The 243-nt window shown below is 63.0% G+C and carries 1 protein-coding gene; it reads left to right on the top strand.

Features of this window, described 5'->3' with window-relative positions:
* Positions 1 to 202 (top strand): sarcosine oxidase subunit gamma family protein (locus tag SB764_RS43885; RefSeq protein ID WP_410867294.1); only part of this gene is annotated, 202 nt, incomplete at its 5' end.
* Positions 203 to 243: the final 41 nt, after the last annotated feature.

Here is a 243-nt window from a genome sequence, read left to right on the forward strand (position 1 = left end):
GAAGACCTGTTCCTTGGACTTGCACCCGCGGGTCTTCAAGGCCGGAACTGCTCTGGCCACCGAGCTGGCGCACATCCCCGTGTTGCTGTGGAAGACAGGCGAGGAGAGCTACCGGGTCTTCCCGCGGGCATCCTTTGCCGACTTCCTGGGACGCTGGATCCTGGACGCCATGCGGGAGTACGCCTCGCCCGAGGTCCCCTAATGGCATTGAGTGTGCTTGACCTGTTTTCCGTTGGCATCGGG

It is taken from the genome of Paraburkholderia sp. SIMBA_027, from assembly GCF_046535315.1.
Taxonomy (GTDB): Bacteria; Pseudomonadota; Gammaproteobacteria; order Burkholderiales; family Burkholderiaceae; genus Paraburkholderia; species Paraburkholderia tropica.